The sequence below is a fragment of the Clostridium prolinivorans genome (assembly GCF_004011155.1).
GTDB lineage: Bacteria > Bacillota > Clostridia > Clostridiales > Clostridiaceae > Clostridium_AT > Clostridium_AT prolinivorans.
Genome location: NZ_RJWG01000006.1, coordinates 69,247 through 91,599, shown reverse-complemented (window position 1 = coordinate 91,599; position 22,353 = coordinate 69,247). Strand labels below are relative to the sequence as shown.

The 22,353-nt window shown below is 25.7% G+C and carries 15 protein-coding genes, 2 pseudogenes and 1 other annotated feature; of the genes and pseudogenes, 14 read left to right on the top strand and 3 right to left on the bottom strand.

Annotated elements, in window-relative coordinates; translation table 11 throughout:
- The first annotated feature begins 50 nt into the window (after positions 1 to 50).
- A complete protein-coding gene (locus EGD97_RS07160; protein ID WP_228201985.1) occupies positions 51 to 878 on the top strand; it encodes a sugar phosphate isomerase/epimerase family protein in 828 nt (275 codons plus the stop codon).
- 98 nt (positions 879 to 976) lie between these two features.
- Positions 977 to 1,948, top strand: a complete 972-nt coding sequence (locus tag EGD97_RS07155) for a GNAT family N-acetyltransferase (RefSeq protein ID WP_127836899.1) — start codon at positions 977 to 979, stop codon at positions 1,946 to 1,948.
- A 117-nt stretch (positions 1,949 to 2,065) separates the two neighbouring features.
- Here the strand turns inward: EGD97_RS07155 and EGD97_RS07150 are convergent, their stop codons facing one another.
- Positions 2,066 to 4,726: a sigma 54-interacting transcriptional regulator gene (locus tag EGD97_RS07150; RefSeq protein ID WP_127836898.1), complete on the bottom strand. Its 2,661-nt coding sequence runs from the start codon at positions 4,724 to 4,726 to the stop codon at positions 2,066 to 2,068.
- Between the two features lie 462 nt (positions 4,727 to 5,188).
- On the opposite strand from EGD97_RS07150, the gene EGD97_RS07145 reads away from it, so the two are divergent.
- The 7 genes and pseudogenes from EGD97_RS07145 (at position 5,189) to EGD97_RS07115 (ending at position 13,001) form a co-directional block, all read left to right on the top strand.
- A complete protein-coding gene (locus EGD97_RS07145) occupies positions 5,189 to 5,521 on the top strand; it encodes a PTS lactose/cellobiose transporter subunit IIA (protein WP_078683061.1) in 333 nt (110 codons plus the stop codon).
- Between the two features lie 108 nt (positions 5,522 to 5,629).
- Positions 5,630 to 5,938: a PTS sugar transporter subunit IIB gene (locus EGD97_RS07140; RefSeq protein WP_078683062.1), complete on the top strand. Its 309-nt coding sequence runs from the start codon at positions 5,630 to 5,632 to the stop codon at positions 5,936 to 5,938.
- A 151-nt stretch (positions 5,939 to 6,089) separates the two neighbouring features.
- Positions 6,090 to 7,499 carry a GH1 family beta-glucosidase gene (locus tag EGD97_RS07135; protein WP_078683063.1) on the top strand — a complete coding sequence of 470 codons (1,410 nt, stop codon included), beginning with the start codon at positions 6,090 to 6,092 and terminating at the stop codon, positions 7,497 to 7,499.
- Between the two features lie 59 nt (positions 7,500 to 7,558).
- Entirely contained in the window at positions 7,559 to 8,881 is a 1,323-nt protein-coding gene (locus EGD97_RS07130; protein ID WP_127836897.1) for a PTS sugar transporter subunit IIC, read from the top strand.
- A gap of 279 nt (positions 8,882 to 9,160) precedes the next feature.
- Positions 9,161 to 9,439, top strand: coding sequence for a hypothetical protein (locus EGD97_RS07125; RefSeq protein ID WP_078683065.1), 279 nt, complete (start codon positions 9,161 to 9,163; stop codon positions 9,437 to 9,439).
- A gap of 417 nt (positions 9,440 to 9,856) precedes the next feature.
- The gene (locus tag EGD97_RS07120; RefSeq protein ID WP_078683066.1) at positions 9,857 to 11,200 is read left to right on the top strand and encodes an aminotransferase-like domain-containing protein; all 1,344 of its coding nucleotides are present in this window, start codon (positions 9,857 to 9,859) and stop codon (positions 11,198 to 11,200) included.
- Between the two features lie 450 nt (positions 11,201 to 11,650).
- Positions 11,651 to 13,001 (top strand): annotated as a pseudogene (locus EGD97_RS07115) (6-phospho-beta-glucosidase).
- Positions 13,002 to 13,102: 101 nt separating this feature from the next.
- Here EGD97_RS07115 and EGD97_RS07110 read toward each other — a convergent pair.
- Together EGD97_RS07110 and EGD97_RS07105 are read right to left on the bottom strand one after the other, a co-directional pair.
- Positions 13,103 to 14,971, bottom strand: coding sequence for an LTA synthase family protein (locus tag EGD97_RS07110; RefSeq protein WP_078683068.1), 1,869 nt, complete (start codon positions 14,969 to 14,971; stop codon positions 13,103 to 13,105).
- A 243-nt stretch (positions 14,972 to 15,214) separates the two neighbouring features.
- The gene (locus EGD97_RS07105; RefSeq protein ID WP_127836896.1) at positions 15,215 to 15,676 is read right to left on the bottom strand and encodes a hypothetical protein; all 462 of its coding nucleotides are present in this window, start codon (positions 15,674 to 15,676) and stop codon (positions 15,215 to 15,217) included.
- A gap of 455 nt (positions 15,677 to 16,131) precedes the next feature.
- On the opposite strand from EGD97_RS07105, the gene EGD97_RS07100 reads away from it, so the two are divergent.
- From EGD97_RS07100 to thrS, 5 genes and pseudogenes are all read left to right on the top strand, one after another.
- The gene (locus EGD97_RS07100) at positions 16,132 to 16,503 is read left to right on the top strand and encodes a phasin family protein (protein WP_078683070.1); all 372 of its coding nucleotides are present in this window, start codon (positions 16,132 to 16,134) and stop codon (positions 16,501 to 16,503) included.
- A 196-nt stretch (positions 16,504 to 16,699) separates the two neighbouring features.
- Entirely contained in the window at positions 16,700 to 18,394 is a 1,695-nt protein-coding gene (gene ubiB / locus EGD97_RS07095; RefSeq protein ID WP_323052678.1) for a 2-polyprenylphenol 6-hydroxylase, read from the top strand.
- Positions 18,395 to 18,468: 74 nt separating this feature from the next.
- A complete protein-coding gene (locus tag EGD97_RS07090) occupies positions 18,469 to 18,993 on the top strand; it encodes an HD domain-containing protein (RefSeq protein WP_205693961.1) in 525 nt (174 codons plus the stop codon).
- A 229-nt stretch (positions 18,994 to 19,222) separates the two neighbouring features.
- A pseudogene (locus EGD97_RS07085) lies at positions 19,223 to 19,966 on the top strand (complex I 51 kDa subunit family protein); the annotation flags it as partial.
- A gap of 66 nt (positions 19,967 to 20,032) precedes the next feature.
- Positions 20,033 to 20,240: a binding site (T-box leader), on the top strand.
- Positions 20,241 to 20,324: 84 nt separating this feature from the next.
- Positions 20,325 to 22,262 (top strand): threonine--tRNA ligase, encoded by a 1,938-nt coding sequence (thrS, locus tag EGD97_RS07080; RefSeq protein WP_127836895.1) that lies wholly within the window; start codon positions 20,325 to 20,327, stop codon positions 22,260 to 22,262.
- The last annotated feature ends 91 nt before the right edge of the window (positions 22,263 to 22,353 follow it).

Sequence of the window (22,353 nt, the reverse complement as noted above, 5' to 3'; positions counted from 1 at the left end):
TAGATAATGGGTTACAGAAAAAATATATAGAATATGAAAGGAGTGTATTTATGAATAATATTAAATTAGGAATAATGGTTTATCTTACCCCAAATGTATATGAAGATTTTAAAAAAGCTAAAGATATGGGATTTAATACTTGTCAGTTATGTTGCTGGGATGAAAAAATGTTTAATAAAGAGTATGTTGAAATAGTAAATAAGGCTTCTATTGATAATAATATTGAAATTTCTGCCTTTTGGTGTGGGTGGCAGGGACCAAAAGTTTGGGATTTTTATAGTGGACCAGATACTTTAGGGTTAGTACCGCAAGCTTATAGATTTTCAAGAATGGAAACATTAATAAAAGGTTCAGATTTTGCTAAACAATTAGGTGTGAGTGATATAGTAACGCATGTTGGGTTTATACCAGAAAATCCAAATGATAGAGATTACAAAGGAGTTTTAGAAGCAGTAAAATTTGTTGCTAACCATTGTGAAAGCAATAATCAATATTTTTTATTTGAAACGGGACAAGAAACTCCAATAACATTGAAAAGATTAATTGAAGATACAAAATTAAACAATATTGGCGTTAATTTAGATCCAGCTAATCTACTTTTATATGGCAAAGCAAATCCTATAGATGCCATAGATATTTTAGGCAAATATATTAGAGGAGTACATGCTAAAGATGGCGAATATCCTATTAATGGAAAATATTTAGGTGAAGAAAAACCATTAGGGAAAGGTAGAGTAAATTTTGAAGCCTTGATTTACAAGCTTAAATCTATAGGATATAGTGGAGCTTTGACTATTGAAAGAGAAATAAGTGGAGAAGAGCAAGTAAAAGATATCTTATATGGAAAGGAATTTTTAGAAAAAATAATAAATAAGTAAATATATAAACTATAAAATTATTAATAAAAATATTTTTAAGTAGAATTAATTAAATATATATAAAGATTATATAGACTGTGAGGAGAAATATAAATATTATGATAGAATTTAGAACATTAAAAAATGATGAGTTGGAAAAATGGTTTGATCACTGTATGTATGTTTTTAATGAGGGAATATATAGTAGAGAATATAGACAATATTTTGTAAATCATTATAATAATGATCCATGGAGAGATTTAGATACTATATTAGTTTGTATGGATGATAATAAAATAGCAAGTACAGTTAGAATTTTTAATAGAAAAATATATTTAAATAGTAAAGAAGTTTCAATGGGAGGAATAGGAGAGGTAAGTACTAAGAGTGAATATAGAAGTCAGGGGTTGTCCACAAAGTTGCTTGAGATAGCTATAGAAAAAATGAAAAATATGGGCATAAATGTTTCTATACTTGGGGCGGCACAAAATAAATTTGGTTATTATAATAGGCTGGGATGGGATAATATACCAAGATATTTTAATGCATCAAATGTAAAAGGAAACAATAATTTTAAGTTTAAAATAAGACCAATAAATTTTGAAACTGATATTACTGAAATTATTTCTATTTATAATAATTATTCTAAAAAACTTAATGGTACATTAGTACGTAATGAAAAATATTATTGGGAAAATTGGGTTAAAAATGAGGCTAAAAATTTTTATATTGTAGAGGATAATAATAAAATTATTTCTTATATTGATTTTGAAAAAAACAATAATGTTATTAAAATAAGAGAATTTGGAGAATTATTACACTCTAAAAGTATATTCAAAGAATTATTATCTAAAATAGTTTATTTAGAAGGTGAAGAGGAGTGTAAGGTAATTTATCCAAAAATTATAAAATCTGAATTAAAAATTGAAGAAGTAATTAAAGAAATGGGTTTAATGATTAATGTTATTAATCCTTTTGAATTTAAAGGTATTAAAATAGAAAATACTAAAGATTTTATTAAAATTTTCAATAATATTAACAAAATACAAAATGAAGAATTATTTACTTTTTGGGATATAGATGGATTTTAAAATTTATATAATAGTATCTTTATATTTATCTAATTAAATAGCCAATAGTAAAACTATTAAAAGGTTACTATTGGCTATTTATAATTTATTCAAAGAATAAAAAATACAATATTAAAATCAAGATGAAAAAAAGTTTATTATATAACAAATTTCATCATCAGATATATTTATAAGATATTTATTACATAAAAATGAAAAGGTTTCTTTAACTATATAATATATTTCTTTGTTTTGTGATATATAACTATCTTTATCAGGATATTCTATTGATGCATCGCCTTTTTTTAACCTACTTAACATAAAAGCTAAATGCAAAATTATACCAATTAAACTTTCATCTTTTAACTTTAAAGATAAGGTTTCCTCTAAACGTTTTAAAAAAATTATAATATCATTATAAAGCTCAATTCCATCAAAATTATCAATATTTTCTTGTATTATTATAGGCATTTTTAAAAGTGTAGTTTTTATATCTATACTTTCTTGAAGTGAATCTAAAACTTTCATATTAAGTACATCATACATATTATATTGTTTAATATCTATATCTATTGGGAAAGAAGATACTATAAATAAAATTTCTTTTTCTTTTAAAATTTCATTTAGTTTTTGTTTAAAATAATTTCTGTCTAAACAATTTAAAGCAATTATTTCAAATAAATCTTTATCATATTTAAGATTATTATTTAAAAAACTTTTAATTGCTAAAGAACCACCTTGTCCAGTTAAACATGCTGTTATTATAACTACTTTAGAGTTATGAGTATTAGCTTCTTTAATAATTCTATTTTTTTCAAAATATGAATTTACTTGCAATACTTCATTATAAATATCATCTAATGAAAGACCTAAAAGAGCTTTTCTTGCAGCCTCCAATACATGTAATGTTGAAACAAGAGGTATTACTTTTACAGGAACATTAAATTCTTGACTTATAGTTTCACCAAAAGTAGTTAAAGAGTCCATGTCAACAAGAAAAAGATATCCACTATTATTAATATCTTCAGATATAATTTTTTTGGTTTTTTCAAGAATAACTACTGGGCTTTCATCTATTGGTGAGTTGATACCTATAACATAATTTTCTCCCAAAAGTTCATTAGCTACATTTGCCATGGATGTTGCAGTAGATTCACCATGAGCTATAAGAATTATTTTAACTTTATTTTTATTATTAATGTTATACTGTTCTTCAGGTAATAAAAATATTGTTAAATATCCAGCTTCATCTTCAGGTATTGTATGATGTATATATTTTTCAATAATTTCTTTAGCTTTAACAGCTATCTTAAATTCTTCAGGGTATAGTTCTTTAATTTTATATAATTGAGGATTAGTTATAGTTTTATTACTATTTATTCTTTTTATAAGAGTATTTATATGAAGAGCTAAAGCAGTATAAGTATTATTACTAAGATTTCTTTTTAACTGAGAAGTTACATAATATACAACCTTATCAATACATGCTAAAGCTTCTTCGCCAACAATGCTTAGTAAATTTTTCCTGTTTATTTCTTCAGAAATTCCACTGATATGCTTTACAAAATATTTTGTTATATCTTTTTCTAATATATTTTCTATAGCAATATTTGATATACCTTTAGATTTTAAATTTTCAAGTTTTGTTTCAATAATTTTATAAATTCCGTTATCTTCAGATTCTAAGTTTTCGTCATATTCCATAGATTTTGAGAACTTAAAATATTCTATTTCTTCACCAACTAATTTGTTCCATAAAATTCTATGTTCTTTTTCCTTATAAAGTCCTTCTCTAATATAAGATGGAAGACTGCCGCTGTGTATTCTTACATCAGATCTGATATTTGTAAGAAATTCAGAATAAGCTTTAGCACAAATAAGTTGAATATCACTTTTTAACTGACCTACATTATTTGGACAATCATAAGATAAAAGGGCTCTCATACTGTTTAAAGACACATATATATCTCTATTTATTTTTTGACTTTCTACTTTAAAAAAATTTTTAATTAAATAAAGTCTTTCTTCTAATGATCTTTGTTTTAAAGATGGAATTTTTATTATCATTGGGATTCTTCTTGTGAATGTTTTAAGCAAGGCTGAACTTGGATCTTCAGTTGTAGCACAAATAATAAGAACATCTGATTTTCTAGTTTCATAATCTCCCATACGTCTAAAACAACCGGTATCAAGAAATGTAAAAAGTATTTCTTGTCCTTCAGGAGGGAGTCTATGAACTTCGTCTAAGAATAAAATACCACCATTAGCTTTTTCAAGTAAACCAATTCTATCCGTTTCTGCTCCCGTATAAGCTCCTTTTTTTACGCCAAAAAGCTGAGAAGTAAGCAGCTGAGGGTTATTGCTGTAATCGGCACAATTAAAAACTATAAATGGTGAATTTTCTTCTCTTACATTCATTTCTACGGCATACTCATACATTAATGAAGCAAGCATTGATTTACCAACACCTGTATCTCCTAAAATTAAAGAAGGAATACCTTTTGGGGGATATAATATAGCTGCCTTCATTTGCTCTACAGCTTGTCTTAAACTCATATTATTTTTAACCAATAGATCAAGTTTACTTTCTTTATTTTTACAAAGTATATTATTTGCAGCCCAAAATAGTACTGGACGGGTAGAAGATTTTTGAACTTTTCCTTCTTTATAAAGCTTATTTAATTCATGGCTAACATTAGCTCTGCTCATACCTAAAATAGAAGCTAATGTTTGAGCATCTATTCCTTTACCATCATTAAGTTCTAAAAGCTTATTATATATAATTTCACTATTTTTCAAAGAGCCTTTCCTCCTTTCAATTGAATTTTCAAACTAATCAAAATTATATATATATTATACATTAATAACGTTTAAAATCACAGTGTTTAAAAAAATAAACACTATTATTTTTTTTGATTTTTCAGCAAATTAATATAAACACTAATGTAATTATATTTAAACACAACAGAGCCATTGTAAACGTTATAAAAACAATGCAATTATTATTAATAAATAAAAATTTAAAATACAATTTTTATATAGCCTTAAATAGTATAATTTCAATAAAATTCATTGCGATTATTAGAGTAATCATAATGAAAATTATAATAATTAGAGTTTTGGCATAATAATTGCTGTATTAAATAAGCAGAAATATAAAACACAAATTAATAAATATTTAGTGTTTGGCATAGTTTTTGCTAAATAAATATAGTGAAAACATAAAAATAAATTACTAGACTAATTCAGGAGGTGACTTAAATGAGTGAGATGGAATTAATGATTATGAATATTATAATTAATGCTGGAGATGCAAAAACACATGCATATGAGGCTTTAAGAAAGGTGAATGATGGGGATTATGCTGGTGCAGAAGAGGAAATGAAAAAATCTGAAGAAGCACTTGAAGTAGCACATAATGCTCAAACATCATTAATTCAAAAAGAAGCTAACGGTGAAAAAATTGAGTTTTCAGTTTTATTTGTTCATTCTCAAGACCATTTAATGACAACTATAACAGAAAAAAATTTAATTGAACAAATTATTGAACTTAAAAAAACAATTAATCAAATATTAACTAAAATTAACAACTAGATATAATTAATAATTTTAAATTTAAGTAAAATATTAAAATCAATAATTAATGTAATAAATAATTTAAAAATTAAAATATTATTTAATTATTTAAAGGAGGAGTTTTTTATGATAAAAATTAGATTATTTTGTGCTGCAGGAATGTCTACTAGTGTATTAGTAAACAAAATGAAAAAAGCTGCTCAAGAGAAAGGAATTGAGGCAGATATTGATGCATTGCCAGAAAATGCTATGGCTAAAAGTTTAGATGGTGTAGATGTCGTACTTCTTGGACCACAAGTTGGGTATACATTACCAAAGGCAAAGAAAATATGTGGAGAAAAAGGAATACCAGTAGAAGTAATACCTATGGTAGATTATGGAATGATGAATGGGGAAAAAGTTTTAAATTTAGCATTAAAATTAGCAGGAAAATAATATGAGTACCCCATGTGCTAATACTAAAAGTGTTTAGGCAAATACTTATAAAAATAAACAAATGAGGTACTCAATATAAATTATATATAAAATATAATAATAATTCAAATTAAAATTAATATAAGAGTTATAAATACAGGGAGTTGATTGAATGAAGTTTCCACACGATTTTTTATTTGGAGCAGCTTCAGCTTCTTATCAAGTGGAAGGTGCATGGAATGAAGATGGAAAAGGTATTTCTAATTGGGATGTATTTTCAAAAATACCTGGCAAAACATATGAAAATACAAATGGAGATGTATCTGTAGATCATTACCACAGATATAAAGAAGATATTAAATTAATGGCTCAAATAGGATTGGAATCGTATAGATTTTCAATTTCATGGCCAAGGATAATTCCAGATGGAGATGGAAAAGTCAATGAAAAAGGAATAGAGTTTTATAACAATTTAATAGATGAATGTTTAAAATATGGAATTGTTCCTTTTGTTACATTATATCATTGGGATTTACCACAAGTTTTAGAAGAATGTGGAGGGTGGACCAATAAAAGAACCGTAGATGCATTTGTAAAATATGCCAATGTATGTTTTAACGCTTTTGGAGATAGAGTTAAACATTGGATTACTTTTAATGAAACAATAGTATTTACTTCATTAGGGTATATAGCAGGGGCTCATCCACCAGGAATAAAATATGATGTAAAAAAATACTTTGAAGCAACACATAATGTATTACTTGCACATGCAAAAGCTGTACAAAATTATAAAAATTTAAGACAATTTGGAGAAATAGGTATTACTCATGTATTTTCACCGGCTTTTAGTGCAGACGATAATGAAGAAAATAAAATTGCAGCATATCATGCTAATCAATATAATATTGCTTGGTTTTATGATCCTGTACTTAAAGGAGAATATCCTGAATATGTTGTTAAACAAATAAAAGAAAAAGGATGGACTCCTGATTGGACAGATGAAGAATTAAATATTATTAAGAGTTCTGCTGTAAATAATGATTTTATTGGATTAAATTATTATCAGCCTCAAAGAGTTATAAAAAATCATAAAGAAGATGAAAATACACAAAAAACTAGAGAAAATTTTACTGGAGCACCAGGAAATGCATCTTTTGATGGATTTTATAAAACAATTAAGCTTGATGATAAAGTTTACACTAAATGGGGATGGGAGATTGCTCCAGATGCTTTTCTTGAAGGTTTAAAAATGTTGAAAAAAGATTATGGAGACATAAAAATATATATTACAGAAAATGGATTAGGAGACGAAGATCCTATTATTGATGGTGAGATAGTTGATGTACCTAGAATAAAATATATAGAAACTCATTTAAGAGCTGTTAAGAATGCTATTAAAGAAGGCATAAATATTAAAGGCTATTATGCTTGGTCAGCAATTGATTTACTAAGCTGGTTAAATGGATACAAAAAACAATATGGATTTATTTATGTAGATCATAAAAATAATTTAAAAAGAAAGATAAAATTATCTGGTTATTGGTATAAAAAGGTTATTAAAGAAAGAGGAGAAAATATTTAATACAGTAATAAATTAAGTAAAATAAAAATTTACAATAAATTTTAAGGAGGCCTGTAAATATGTCAGAACAAACAAAATTAACAGATAAATTAGTACCTGCCATAATGCGATTTGTTAATACAAAAGCAATTATTGCTTTGAAAGATGGTATACTATACACAATGCCTTTAAGCTTAGTAGGATCAATATTCTTACTTTTGGCGCAAATACCTTATCAACCATTTAATGATTGGATGGCAAGTATTTTCGGACAAAATTGGACAGCACCATTACTAAAAATTTACAATGGTTCATTTGCACTTATGGCTTTAGCAGCTGTTATGGGTATAGCTTATACTTATACAAAAAATGAGGGACATGAAGGTTTACCTGCAGCAGTAATTGCTTTATGTTCATTGGCAATTGTTATTCCAGGAACAGTTACTGCAATAGGAGCAGATAACAAGCCAATTACTGTAAGTGGTGTTTTACCTGCAAGCTGGCTTGGTGGACAAGGAATGGTACTTTCTATAATTTTGGGATTACTTGTTGGTTATGTATACTCCTTATTCTTAACTAAAAAAATTACAATTAAAATGCCTGAAGGAGTTCCACAAGGTGTTGCAAATCAATTTATTGCTCTTATACCAGCATTAGTAATATTTACAGCATTATTAATTATAAATATATTCTTCTCAGTTGTATTTAAGACTACTTTTGCAGAATGGATATTTAAGGTATTACAAACACCTCTACAAGGCGTTACAGATTCATTGTTTGGAGTATTTATTATGGGTGCATTAATTCCATTCTTATGGTGGTTTGGTGTACACGGAGCTACAATTGTAGGTGGAGTTATGACTCCTATATATCAAGCAAATATGCTTGCTAATCAAGCTATACTTGATAGTGGAAAGGCATTAACTTTAGAAAATGGAGCACATATTATTACTGAACAATTTCAATCATTATTTGTTACAGTTACAGGATCTGGACTTACTATAGGGCTTGTAATTGCAATGATTTTAGCAGGAAAATCTTCTCAGTCAAAAACTTTAGGAAAATTAGCTATATGGCCGGGTATATTTAATATAAATGAACCAGTTACATTTGGATTTCCTATAGTAATGAACCCTTTTATGTTTATACCATTTGTATTAGTTCCACTTGTATCAGCTATAGCAACATATTTTGCCATGAAAATAGGATTTTTACATCCATTTTCAGCTGTAACAGTACCTTGGACAACTCCACCAATAATATCAGGATTTATTCTTCAAGGTTGGAAAGGTGCATTATGGCAAATTATAATAATGGCTTGGTCTACAATAGCATATTTCCCATTCTTTAAGAAACAAGATGCAATTAACTTAAAAATAGAACAAGAAGGATCAGCAGAATAATAAAAACAATAATAAAAACTTTAATATAATTATAAAATTTATGATATTAACCCAATATTTTATAAAATATTGGGTTAATATTTAAATTTAAAATTTTTAATAAAAAATAGATAAAGAATTAATACAATTTTAGAGTGTTTAAAAGACTAAAATTTATAAAATTATTATTTAATGTATGTCAAAATAGAACTAAATATATTTATTCAAATTATTTAGTACACTAAATATAATTAAGTATTACTAAATATAATTAAGTATTATAGAAGGAGAGAGTTTAAAATGAAGTTGTTTAAATTAAATGTTAATGGAAGTAGTGATAATTTTAATATAAAATATACAGCAGCATCTAATTTTATTACTTATGAAGACTGTGGTTTTAACGGATCAGAGCAAGAAAAATATAATTTATTTTTAAAAGAACTAGAGAAAAATGGTGGACCACAGCCTGTAAATATTAAAGTAAAATTGAATACACAAACAGTAGATAGAGCTTTATCTAAAAATGAAATATTATCTATAAAAGATGTTAATGAATTTATAAAAAGATTAAGCAGATAATTACAAACCATATAAATTATACTATTAAACCACAATAAATTGTAAATAAATTTCCATTACACAATGAGTAGTATATTTATTATTGATTTATTTAAAAATATAGTGGTTAATTCTAAGAAAAAATAATTTTTGTGAGATAATCATTATATAAAAAGTAAAAAAATATGTTTAAGAAATTTAAAGTTATTAAATGTTTCTTATAGATATTTTTTTACTTTTTTTGTGTATGTTTATATTTCATAATATATAATTGTAATTGTAATAAAAATTATTTTTATTAAGAATTTATTATAAGATTTTTATACAATAAAAAATTTTAAGCAGGAAAGGTTTATTTTCATACTAAAATTGTATACTTAAAGTTAGTTTACAGTTTATTTAATAAATTATTTAAAATAAAAACTAGGGGATAGAACTATGTATGAAAAAATAATTGATGAAATAAAAAAAGATATAGTAAAAGGAATATATAAACCTGGTAAAAAATTACCTTCAGTAAGAGAATTAAGCGATAAATATAAATGTTCTAAAAACACTGTTGTTAAAGCTTATGAAGTTTTAAAAAATAATCATATAATTTATTCAATACCACAAAGTGGATATTATATAGTTGAAAAAATTATAAATAATAATATAGAAAATGATTTTAAAACAATAGATTTTCGTAGTGGCAATCCTATTATCGGCAATATGAATACTCCAGATCTTAAGCATTGTCTTGATAGAGCCGTTGATATTTATAAAAATAATTCATTAAATAATACAGAATATGGAGTGGATTCTTTACGCAATATATTGCCTAAATATTTAGCAGATTTTCAAGTATTTACTTCCCCTGATAATATATTTGTAAATTTAGGAATTCAGCAGGCTTTAAGTATATTAACACAAATGCCGTTCCCAAATGGTAAAGATTTAATTTTAATAGAGCAGCCTACTTATAGTCATTTCATAAATTTTTTAAAATTTATAGGAGCAAAAGTTATAGGAATAGAAAGAGATAAAAACGGAATAGATTTAGATAAGTTAGAATACCTTTTCAAAAATGAAAATATTAAGTTTTTTTATACTGTACCCCGTAACCATAGTCCATTAGGTGTTAATTATAATAAATATCAAAGACAAAAGATAGCAAAGCTTGCAAGCAAATATGACGTTTATATTGTTGAAGATGATTATTTTGCAGATATTTCTTCTGATAATAAATACGATCCCATATTTACTTATTCAGATCGTTTGCATCATTTTTATTTAAAAAGCTTTTCTAAAATATTACCATGGATAAGAATAGGGTTAATAGTTATTCCTGATAATATGATAAATTTATTTAAAGAATATAGTCATGTTTCTTATTATTATTCTTATTTTTCAGCATCTTTAATATCTCAGGCAACACTAGAAATTTATATAAGAAGTAATATTTTAAAAAAGCATGTATTAGCTGTTAAAAAAGAACTTGAAGAAAAGCAAAAATATTTAGCAAATTATTTTTCTATATTAAAAAAATGTGGTATTAATTGTACAGGTGGTAAAAATGGATTTTATTCTTATATTTATTTGCCTGATTATATAAATGAATATATATTTGTAGAAAATCTAAAAAAACAAAATGTAATTGTAACTTTAGGAAATAGATTTTTTTTAAATGAATCTTTTTATAAAAAAGGAATAAGGTTAAGTATTGCTAATTCAAAAATAGAAGATATAGATAAAGGATTACAAATTATTATTAAAGAGATTGAAAAATATAAAAAATTTTAATTGTTATTTTTGAATTTTATTATTAGTAAAACTTGTAATAAAAAATAATATTGCTATAAATATAAATATTATCACTCCAATAGTATCTTTAACTAAAAATCTTGTTAGAGCAATAAATAAGAAAATTATAGCTAATATTAAATTAAAGTTCCATGATTTAAATTTCATTTTTATTTACCTCGCTTTGTTTTAATTAATAATTTTAAAAATAATTTATTTATATAAATAAATTATAATCATATTAAAAATTTTTACAATACATTATAATTTGCACTATTTAAACTGTGCCAATACAGTTTGAAGTTATTGTGATTGAGATACTTTTTTTGTGGATATATAATTGTTATTGTAAGGTAGAAATAATTAATTATATATACCTTATTAAAAAATTTTTTAGTATATAAATGTAATAATTTTTATATACTAAAAATTTATTTGTAGGAGGTTACTATGGGGAAAAAAGGAATTAAAATTGCTACTATTGGAGGAGGTTCAAGCTATACTCCTGAATTAATCGAAGGCTTTATTTTAAGGAAGGATCAATTTCCAATAAAAGAAATTTGGCTTGTAGATATTGAAGAAGGAAAGGAAAAGCTTGAAATTGTAGGTAATCTTGCTAAACGTATGGTTGAAAATGCAGGATTAGATTGGGAAATACATTTAACACTCGATAGAAGAGCAGCTTTAGAAAATGCAGATTTTGTAACTACACAATTTCGTGTTGGACTTTTAGATGCAAGAATAAAAGATGAAAGAATTCCTTTAAGTCATGGAATATTGGGACAAGAAACAAATGGTGCTGGAGGAATATTTAAAGCATTTAGAACTATACCTGTAATTTTAGATATAGTTAAAGACATGAAAGAATTTATGTCCTAATGCATGGCTTGTAAATTTTACAAATCCATCAGGAATGGTAACTGAAGCAGTATTAAAATATGGTAATTTTGAAAAAGTAGTTGGACTTTGCAATGTTCCTATAGGACATAATATTCGAGAATCAAGTTTAATTGGGAAAAATCCTGATGAATTATACTTTCAATATGCAGGGCTTAATCATCATCATTGGCATAAAATTTATGATAAAGATGGAACCGATTTAACTCCAATAGTTATGGAGAAAATGTTTTCAATGAAAGAAAGTGAATTAGAAAATATTCATTTTGAACCATTCTTTGAAGAACAGATTAAAGACCTTGGAATGCTTCCATGCGGCTATCATAGATATTATTATTTAACTGATGATATGTTAAAGGAAGAATTAAAAGAATTTGAAAAAAATCAAACTCGTGCTGAAACAGTAAAGAAATTAGAGGAAGAACTATTTGAATTATATAAAAATCCAGATTTAAAAGTAAAACCTGAGCAGCTATCTAAACGTGGAGGAGCTCATTATTCTGATGCTGCTTGTGAATTAATATGTTCAATTTTTAATGATAAAAGAACTGATATGGTAGTTAGCACAAGAAATAATGGTGCATTAGCTGATTTACCATATGACTGCGTAGTAGAAGTAAGCAGTATAATTACTGCATCTGGTCCAAAACCAATTACATTTGGTAAATTTAAACCAGCTATGCGAGGAATGGTTCAACTTATGAAAGCTATGGAAGAAGTTACTATTGAAGCCGCAGTTACAGGTGATTATGGCAAGGCACTTCAAGCTTTTACAATTAATCCATTAATTCCTAGTGGAAAAATTGCAAGAACATTATTAAATGAAATGCTTATAGCACATAAAAAACATCTTCCACAATTTAAAGAAGTTATAGAAAAAATTGAAAATGGAGAACTAAAATAAAAATTTAATTAAATAAAAGTAAAACAAAATTAATATTTATATAATTTTGTAAATAAAAGCTGTGCATAAAAAATATTTTAATTTATGCACAGCTTTTTAATTTATTTTTCAAACATTAAAGGTAAGGAATATTGTTTCCCTAAAAGTAAATCGTATTGAATTAATTTATATTCTTCAATTAATTCTTTTTCATCATCGCTTAAATCTTTCTTTATATTGCTATTAGAATCTATAAGAACAGATGATTTAAGCCCTGGTACTTGAGATTTTATATCTTCAAGCATTGCATAATAAGGTGTTAAAGGCTTATTTAAAATATCAAATAAAGTTACTCCTAAAAAAGCAGGACTTATAGTTTTTAAATTCTCTTTTTTTAAGTTGTAGTTTGAATATATAAACAAAGGAGTTTCAGATAGTTTCCTTTCATTTAAAGACTCATCATCTCCTAAATACTTAGAATCTTCATATATTGAGTTAGATAGTGATGGAAGATGATCTCCCCAAAATACTACAATAGTAGGCTCTTTTAATTTTGATACACCGTCAATTAAATTTTTTATTGCTATATCTGATTGCTTTATTCCTTCAGAATAAGTTTCTAATTCTTTAGCATCTTCTTCATTTAATCCAGAAATAGATATTGAATTTTCACCATGTTTACCATCTGTTATAGGAAGATGATTTTGCATAGTAACAGCATGAATAAATTGAGGATTATTTTTTTCGTTTAATACATCTAATATTTCATTTACAACAGATTGGTCAGAAATATAAGAATCTTTAGTAAGTCTATCTTTATAACGTATATTTTCTTCACTTGTAAAATAATCAAATCCTATAAGAGGATAAACTTTAGAGCGCTTATAAAATATTTTATTATAAGGATGAATAGCCAAAGTATCATAATTATCATTTTTTAGAATACTTGCTATAGATGGTATTTTTGTATCCTTTTGAAAACCTTGCTGAAAAGGTACAGTACCTGGAAAAAGATTATACATTGAAAAACCAGTAAGAGCTTCAAACTCTACATTAGCAGTACACCCTCCAAAACTAGGTGAAAGCAATGCTCCAGATGAAGAATTAGACATTATTTCACGTATATTTTTCATAGGATCATCGCTGAATTTTAAATTTGTAAGTTTGGTTGGATCCCAAAAAGATTCATCCATAACAAAAACTATATTTGGATTTTCGCTTGAAGAAATATTTCTGTCTTTATTTATTTCTTCAGCCTTTTCTTTATATTTTAAAGCTATTTTATTAACATTTTCTTCAGTATAATTCTCAGGCATTGCCATTATATCATTTTGAAGATTTGATAAAAGAGCAATCATAAATCCATTTGTAGAATAATTCACTGGCTGATTCCAAAAAACAATAGTTACTCCAGCTTTAGATAAAATATTATTTAAAAAGCTATTGCTAAAATTTAAGTATGAATAAAGCATAAAACCAGACAAAATAATAGAAATAACTCTATTTTTTAAACTTAAAGATATCCTTGGAAGTTTTTTTATTGCTTTTACAAAAGCAAACAATAGCACAAAGAAAATAATTAAAAAAGATAATGAAAAACTTCCTTTTACAAATTTAAACAAAGATTTTATTTCTAAAACCTGATAAAAATCAACAGGATAAATAGGCTCTCCTAATATTGATAATTTTTGGCTGTTTGCAAAATTAAATATTAAAAAAACTATAAATCCTATAATAAAACCTGTAGTAAAATTACCTGCAATAGATATAATTAAAAGATAAATAAAAAATATAAATATTGTATTAAATATAGATATTTTTATATTTGATACAAACCATATTAAAGTTTTAAACAAGCCTTCATTTAATTGAGTATTTTGAAATATAAAAAATGTTATAAAAGATAAAACAAAAAGAGCAACATAAGGAAGTCCATTTTTTATATTTACTTTTTTTAAATTTAATTTATTAAAATTTAAATTAAACTTCATTTCGTTCCCCCTAATTTTAAATATATTGTATAAATATAATTATGTGTTTATAATATGTATTTTTTATTGTGATTTTATAAATATTTTGTAAATGAAATCATTAATTAAAATTTAAACTCTCTAAGCTATATTATATATTATTTATATATTTTTAGCCTAAATATATGAATATTTTAAATATTAAAAACTGCCAGACAAGTTTAAAAAAATAAATGTCTGGCAGTAGTTATAATTATTTAATATTTAATTATTATTTTTAATATTTTCACAATTTTTATGCTTATGTTTTTTTATAGAACCATCCCAATTTGCAGTTTTTTCTTTTGCTTTTTCAATCATTTTTTCGGCTTCTTCTTTAGTAAGTTTACCTTCTTGAACAGCTTTGTTTATAACATCAGTTTTATGCTTTACAAGAATGTCTTTAACCTGTTTTTCTGTATAACCTTTTTCTTTAGCTAAATCAAAAATAGTTTTATTTGACTCTATTCCTTTTTTTAAATCTTCTTTAGTTAATCCTATCTCAGTAAGGAATTTATCAAAAGCTTCTTTATTTATCTCTCTTTTATAAGATTTTTGAGTATCTGTTTTTGGTAAATTACTTGTTTCACTAGGATTAAGTGATGTACTAGCAAAAGCAGTAGAGCTTATAAAGGTTAAACAAACTAATGTAAGTGCTGCAATTTTCTTATAAATTTTGTTAACCATAATGTTTCCTCCTTTTTATATTTTTTATCCTGTATTATATTTTGCCTATAATGTGTCAAGAATGTGTTGAAATTATTAACAGTTTATAAACATTTTTTTATTAAAATAAATTTAAATAATATATAATAAAAAAATATTTTATTAACAATCAACCTCTAAATATTGATACAATACAATAATTACGACTAAAATATTTTTATATTATTTAGCAATTAAATTTTATTTTACAAAAAAGGATATCATTATTTTAATAAAGTATTTAATTAAACTTTGGAAATTAATATTTATAGATCTAAAAAATAATTGATTCTGTAAATATAAAAAATTTAAAAAATAATTAATATTGTTAATTTACAATTAAATTTATTTATAAAATTTAGTAATTATGATATTATATGTTTATAAGTTAATTGTCTGAATAAAAGTATAAAATAAAAGAGAAAGGGAGATGCTGTATGTCAAGTATATTTGAAAAATCCATTAATTTAGGGCTCGGACTATTCTCATATTCAAGAGAAAAAGTTGAAGAAATAGTAGATGAATTAGTAAATAAAGGTGAAGTGGCAAGAAAAGATGCCAAAGATTTAGTTAATGATTTAGTTAAAAAGGGAGAAGAAGAAAAAGAAGAACTTAAAAAAATAATAAAAGATGAAGTTACTGAATCATTAGATTATATGAATGTAGCCAAAAAAGAAGATTTAATTTCTGAAAAAGATATAAGAAAAATTATAAGGGAAGAACTTATAAATATATTAAATGAACAAAATATTGCAACAAAAGATGATATTATTAATCTAAAAAAAGAATTAAATGGGGAAAATAAATAATATAATAATTGATAGGAAATACATTTTAAGTATATAATTTATATAATATAAATAAGATTCGCTATTTAAGCTTTACAAAATACTGTAAAAATATCAGAATTTTACTAAGCTTAAATAGCGATTTATTAATAAAATTTTTGTTAGATTTTAAAATAGTATGTATTAATTAAATATGAAAAATAGGTTGTGATAAAATTTGATTGCTGCCAGTCAATATAATCATATTAAAAGAGTACGACAAATTATACAAGTTTTTATTAAGCATGGGTTTGGAGCTATAATAGATAATATAGGTATTTTATCTTATTTAAAAATTAAGAAAAAAACATTAAATAATAATGTTGAAGATAAAGTTATGAAGCTTACTGTAGGTCAAAGGCTAAGACTTGCATTAGAAGAATTAGGACCTACCTTTGTAAAGCTTGGACAAATAATTAGTACAAGACATGATTTACTCCCAAAGGATATAATTGAAGAACTTGAAAAACTACAAGATTCTGTACCCCCTTTTCCTTTTGAAGAAGTTAAAAATGTTATAGAAAGTGAACTTGGAGATAAACTTGAGAATATATATGCAAAATTTGATAAAGAATCTTTAGCAGCAGCATCTATTGCTCAAGTTCATCTTGCACAGCTTCTTTCAGGTAAACGGGTGGTTGTAAAAGTTCAAAGACCTAATATAGAGGAAAAGATTGATCTTGACATAAAGATATTAAAAGATATTGCATATTTTATTGATAATCATACAAAGTATGGTAAACTATATGATTTCAATAAAATGGTGAAAGAATTTGAAATTAGCATTAAAAATGAATTAGATTTTAGAATTGAAGGAGAAAATGCAGAAACATTTAAAAACAATTTTTCCAAAGATAAAAATGTATCTGTTCCTAATATCAGTTGGATTCATACAACACAACGTGTTTTAACAATGGAATATATAGAGGGAATAAAATTAAATGATTTTGATAAATTCGATAAAGCAGGTATTGATAGGAAAGAAATTGCTTATAATCTTGCAACTTCAATATTTAATCAAATATTGAGAGATGGTTTTTTTCATGGAGACCCTCATCCGGGTAATATTATGGTTTTAGAAGGAAATAAAATTGTTTTTTTAGACTTAGGTATGGTAGGAAAATTAAATCAACAGAGAAAAAATCAATTTTTAAAAATGTTAATGGGTATTACTTTAAAAAACAGTAAATTAATTATTGAAGGAATAATAGGATTAGATGCTATACCTAACAGAATAAATATGAAAAAACTTGAAAAAGATATTGATGTATTAAGGGATAAATATTTATCAATTCCTTTAAGTGAAATAAAAATTGGAGAGATGTTTAATGAAATTTTTAATCTTGCCTTTTTTTACAATATTGTAATTCCAAGTGAATTTACAATGCTTGCAAAATCACTTATTACATTAGAAGGAATTGTTGAAAAATTAAATCCAGATATGAGTGTTTTAGAAGTTGCAGAGCCAATTGCAGAAAAACTTATATTTACTTTATTTTCACCGGAAAAGATAGGTAAAGAAATTATTACAAGTATAATGGATTATGGTAACTTAGCAAGGAAATTTCCATCTTCTATGATAAATTTTTTAGATATGATAGAAGATGAAGATTTCACTATGCAGTTTAAGATTAAAGGAATTGAAGATATTACAAAACGAATTGATAAAATTTTTAATCGCCTTTCATTTAGTGTAGTTCTTTTAGCAGTCAGCATTATTATTGCAGGAATTATTATAGGTTCTAGTATGAATGCAAATATTGGAGCAGAGATGTATTTATTTAATATAACAATTTTAAGAGTAGGATTAGTAATAGCAGCTCTTATAATATTATTTCTTATTATTTCAATATTACGATCAAGTCGTCTATAAAACTTAAAAAATTATAAATATAATTTCACAATTCTTAATAGACAAATTAATGTATAAAATAAGAAGGGGTAAAAATGAATATAAAAAAATTACAGCTAAATTTAAAAAAAGAAAATGAAGAAAACAATTTAGAAGAAAATAATATATATAAAGAATATGAAAATTATATTAAAGATTTGCTTATGGATGAAAAAGTAAGAATGATGGATAAGTATAGGCACCATTACTCTACTACTTGTCTTGAACATTGTTTAAATGTATCATTTTGCAGTTATATAATATGCAAGAAATTAGGATTAGATTATATTTCTGCTGCAAGAGGGGGACTGCTCCATGATTTATTTTTATATGATTGGAGAACTACGAAATTAGATGAAGGAAAACATGCATTTAGGCATCCAGATATAGCACTTGAAAATGCTATAAAAATATGTGAATTAAATCCTATAGAAAAAGATATTATAAAAAAGCATATGTGGCCTCTTACAATAAAAATACCTAGATATATTGAATCATTTATAGTTTCTTTTGCAGATAAATACTGTGCACTAATGGAATTTGGACAGGAGATGGTAATGAATATAAAACAATCTAATTGATATTTATAAATAAGTAAATTGTTAGATTAGTTATAAATAAATTATTAAATTACTTGTTTTTCAATAACATATTACATAAAATGTAATATTATCAATAATATGTTTTTTGAAAGTTAAACATTGACTTAAATTCATTTTTCAAATAATATAGAATTATATAAAAATAAATAATATTTTTATATAATTCTATATTATTTTTTTATATTTTGCATTTGTTGGTTAATAAAATAAGGTAAGAATAGCTTTAAGAAACTGTGGAATTATAGATCCTGAAAATATTAATGAATATATTGTTTTAGATGGTTATGGTGCACTTATAAAGGTTTTGACAACTATGACGCCTAATGAAGTTATAGATACAATTAAGCAGTTTGGATTAAGAGGAAGAGGAGGCGGGGGCTTTCCTACAGGTAATAAGTGGGAATTTGCAGCCGTGCAGCAAAGCCCTGAAAAGTACATAATTTGTAATGCTGATGAAGGAGATCCTGGAGCTTTTATGGATCGTTCCGTATTAGAAGGAGATCCTCATTCTGTACTTGAGGCTATGACAATAGGAGGCTATGCAATTGGAGCAAATAAAGGTTTTGTTTATGTAAGAGCTGAGTATCCAGTAGCTGTAGAAAGGCTTCGTACTGCTATTGAGCAATCAAGAAATTATGGACTTCTTGGAGATAATATTTTGGGAACGGGTTTTAACTTTGATATAGAAATAAGACTGGGAGCTGGTGCTTTTGTATGTGGAGAAGAAACTGCACTTATGCAGTCTATTGAAGGGAAACGAGGTATGCCAATGCCAAAGCCGCCTTTTCCTGCTGTAAGAGGATTATGGGGTAAACCTACAGTTATAAATAATGTAGAAACTTTTGCAAACATTGTTCCAATAATATTAAAAGGAGCTGAATGGTTTAGAAGTATAGGAACTGAAAAAAGTCCTGGAACAAAGGTTTTTGCTTTAGGAGGTAAGATAAGAAATATAAAATTTTTGAAATATGCTTGACAGTGAGTTTTAAAATGTTATAATTACTATAACAAAATATTGATTAATTCTATGATGAGAAGAGTAAGTTCCCCGTAGTTTTCAGAGAGAGGATAAAGAAGCTGAAATTATCCTTAAATGAAAGGGTACTGAAGACCACCTCAGAGAGGCTCTAATAAAGCCCGGTAATTCCGTTATAATTTTTAAGAGAATCATTTATATGATTAATTTGGGTGGAACCGCGGGAGAAGTATGCACTCTCGTCCCATATCTTTAAGATATGAGACGAGAGTTTTTATTTTGTACAAAATGGTAATTAAACAAAATTTTTAATTAATAAGAAAGGAGAATTTATATGATTAAGATTAAACTAAAAGATGGTTCAGAAAAAGAGTATGAAAAAGGGATATCAGTTTTAGAAGTTGCAAAAGATTTAAGTGAAGGATTAGCAAGAGTAGCTTGTGCAGGGAGCGTAAATGGAAAAACAGTAGATTTAAGATTTAAATTATATGATGATTGCGAATTAAATATTTTAACTTTTAATGATGAAGAAGGTAAAAAAGCTTTTAGACATACAACTTCTCATATATTAGCTCAGGCTGTTAAAAGACTTTTCCCTGAAGCTAAACTTGCCATAGGTCCTGCTATAGAAGAAGGATTTTATTATGATTTTGATAAAGAAGGATCTTTCTCTTTTGAAGATTTAGAAAAAATAGAGGCAGAAATGAAAAAAATAGTAAAAGAAGAACTTCCAATAGAAAGATTTGAACTTTCAAGGGAAGAAGCACTTAAACTTATGAGCGAAAAAGGTGAAAACTATAAAGTTGAACTTATAAATGATCTTCCAGAAGAGTCTATAATATCTTTTTATAAAATGGGAGAATTTATTGATCTTTGTGCAGGACCTCATTTAATGAATACTAAATATATAAAAGCATTTAAATTAACTCAAGTTGCAGGAGCATATTGGAGAGGAAACGAAAAGAATAAAATGCTCAGCCGTATTTATGGGACTTCTTTTACAAAAAAAAATGAGCTTGAAGAATATTTGAAAAAATTAGAAGATGCTAAAAAAAGAGATCATAATAAACTTGGAAGAGAATTAGAGCTTTTTACTACTGTTGAAGAAGTAGGTCAAGGACTTCCGCTTCTTATGCCAAAAGGAGCAAAGGTTATTCAAATACTTCAAAGATTTGTTGAAGATGAAGAAGAAAGAAGAGGATATCTTTTAACTAAAACTCCTCTTATGGCTAAAAGTGATCTTTATAAAATTTCAGGTCACTGGGATCATTATAAAGAAGGAATGTTTGTACTAGGCGATGAAGAAAAAGATGAAGAAGTTATGGCACTTAGACCAATGACATGCCCATTCCAATTTCAAATATACAAAGCTAAACAAAGAAGTTATAGAGATCTACCTCTTAGATATGGTGAAACTTCTACTCTTTTTAGAAATGAAGCTTCAGGAGAAATGCATGGACTTATAAGAGTTAGGCAATTTACTATTTCAGAAGGTCATTTAATTGTTAGACCAGACCAGCTTGAAGAAGAATTTAAAGGTGTAGTAGACTTAATAAATTATATGCTTGATACTTTAGGCATTAGAGAAGATGTATCATATAGATTTTCAAAATGGGATCCTAAAAATAAAGAAAAATATATAGGATCAGATGAAGATTGGGAAAATACTCAAAGTATAATGAAGAATATACTTGAACATTTAGGATTAGAATATAAAGAAGCAGAAGGCGAAGCAGCTTTTTATGGACCAAAACTTGATATTCAATTTAAAAATGTTCATGGGAAAGAAGATACAATAATAACTGTTCAAATTGACTTCTCTTTGGCACATAGATTTGAAATGACTTATGTTGATAAAGATGGAGAAAAGAAATATCCTTATGTAATTCATAGAACTTCTATAGGATGCTATGAAAGAACTTTAGCAATGCTTATTGAAAAATATGCAGGAGCTTTCCCAACTTGGCTTGCTCCAGTTCAGGTTAAAGTTCTTCCAATATCTGAAAAGTATCATGACTATGTAGATAAAGTAGTTAAAGAACTTAAATCTAAAGGTATAAGAGTAGAGCCTGATTATAGAGCAGAAAAAATAGGATATAAAATAAGAGAAGCTCGTATGCAGAGAATACCATATATGCTTATAGTAGGTGAAAAAGAAGCTTCAGAAAATACTGTATCAGTAAGAAGCCGCAAAAATGATGATGAAGGTGCAGTAGCTTTAGAAGCCTTTATAGAAAGAATTGTTAAAGAAGTAGAAAATAAAGAAAGATAGTTTTATAAAGTTTTACAATTAAGCTCATAAAACTTCTAAGCTTAAAAATAGCCGCAAATCAAGTATTTTCGTTAAATTTTTTAAATTTCTT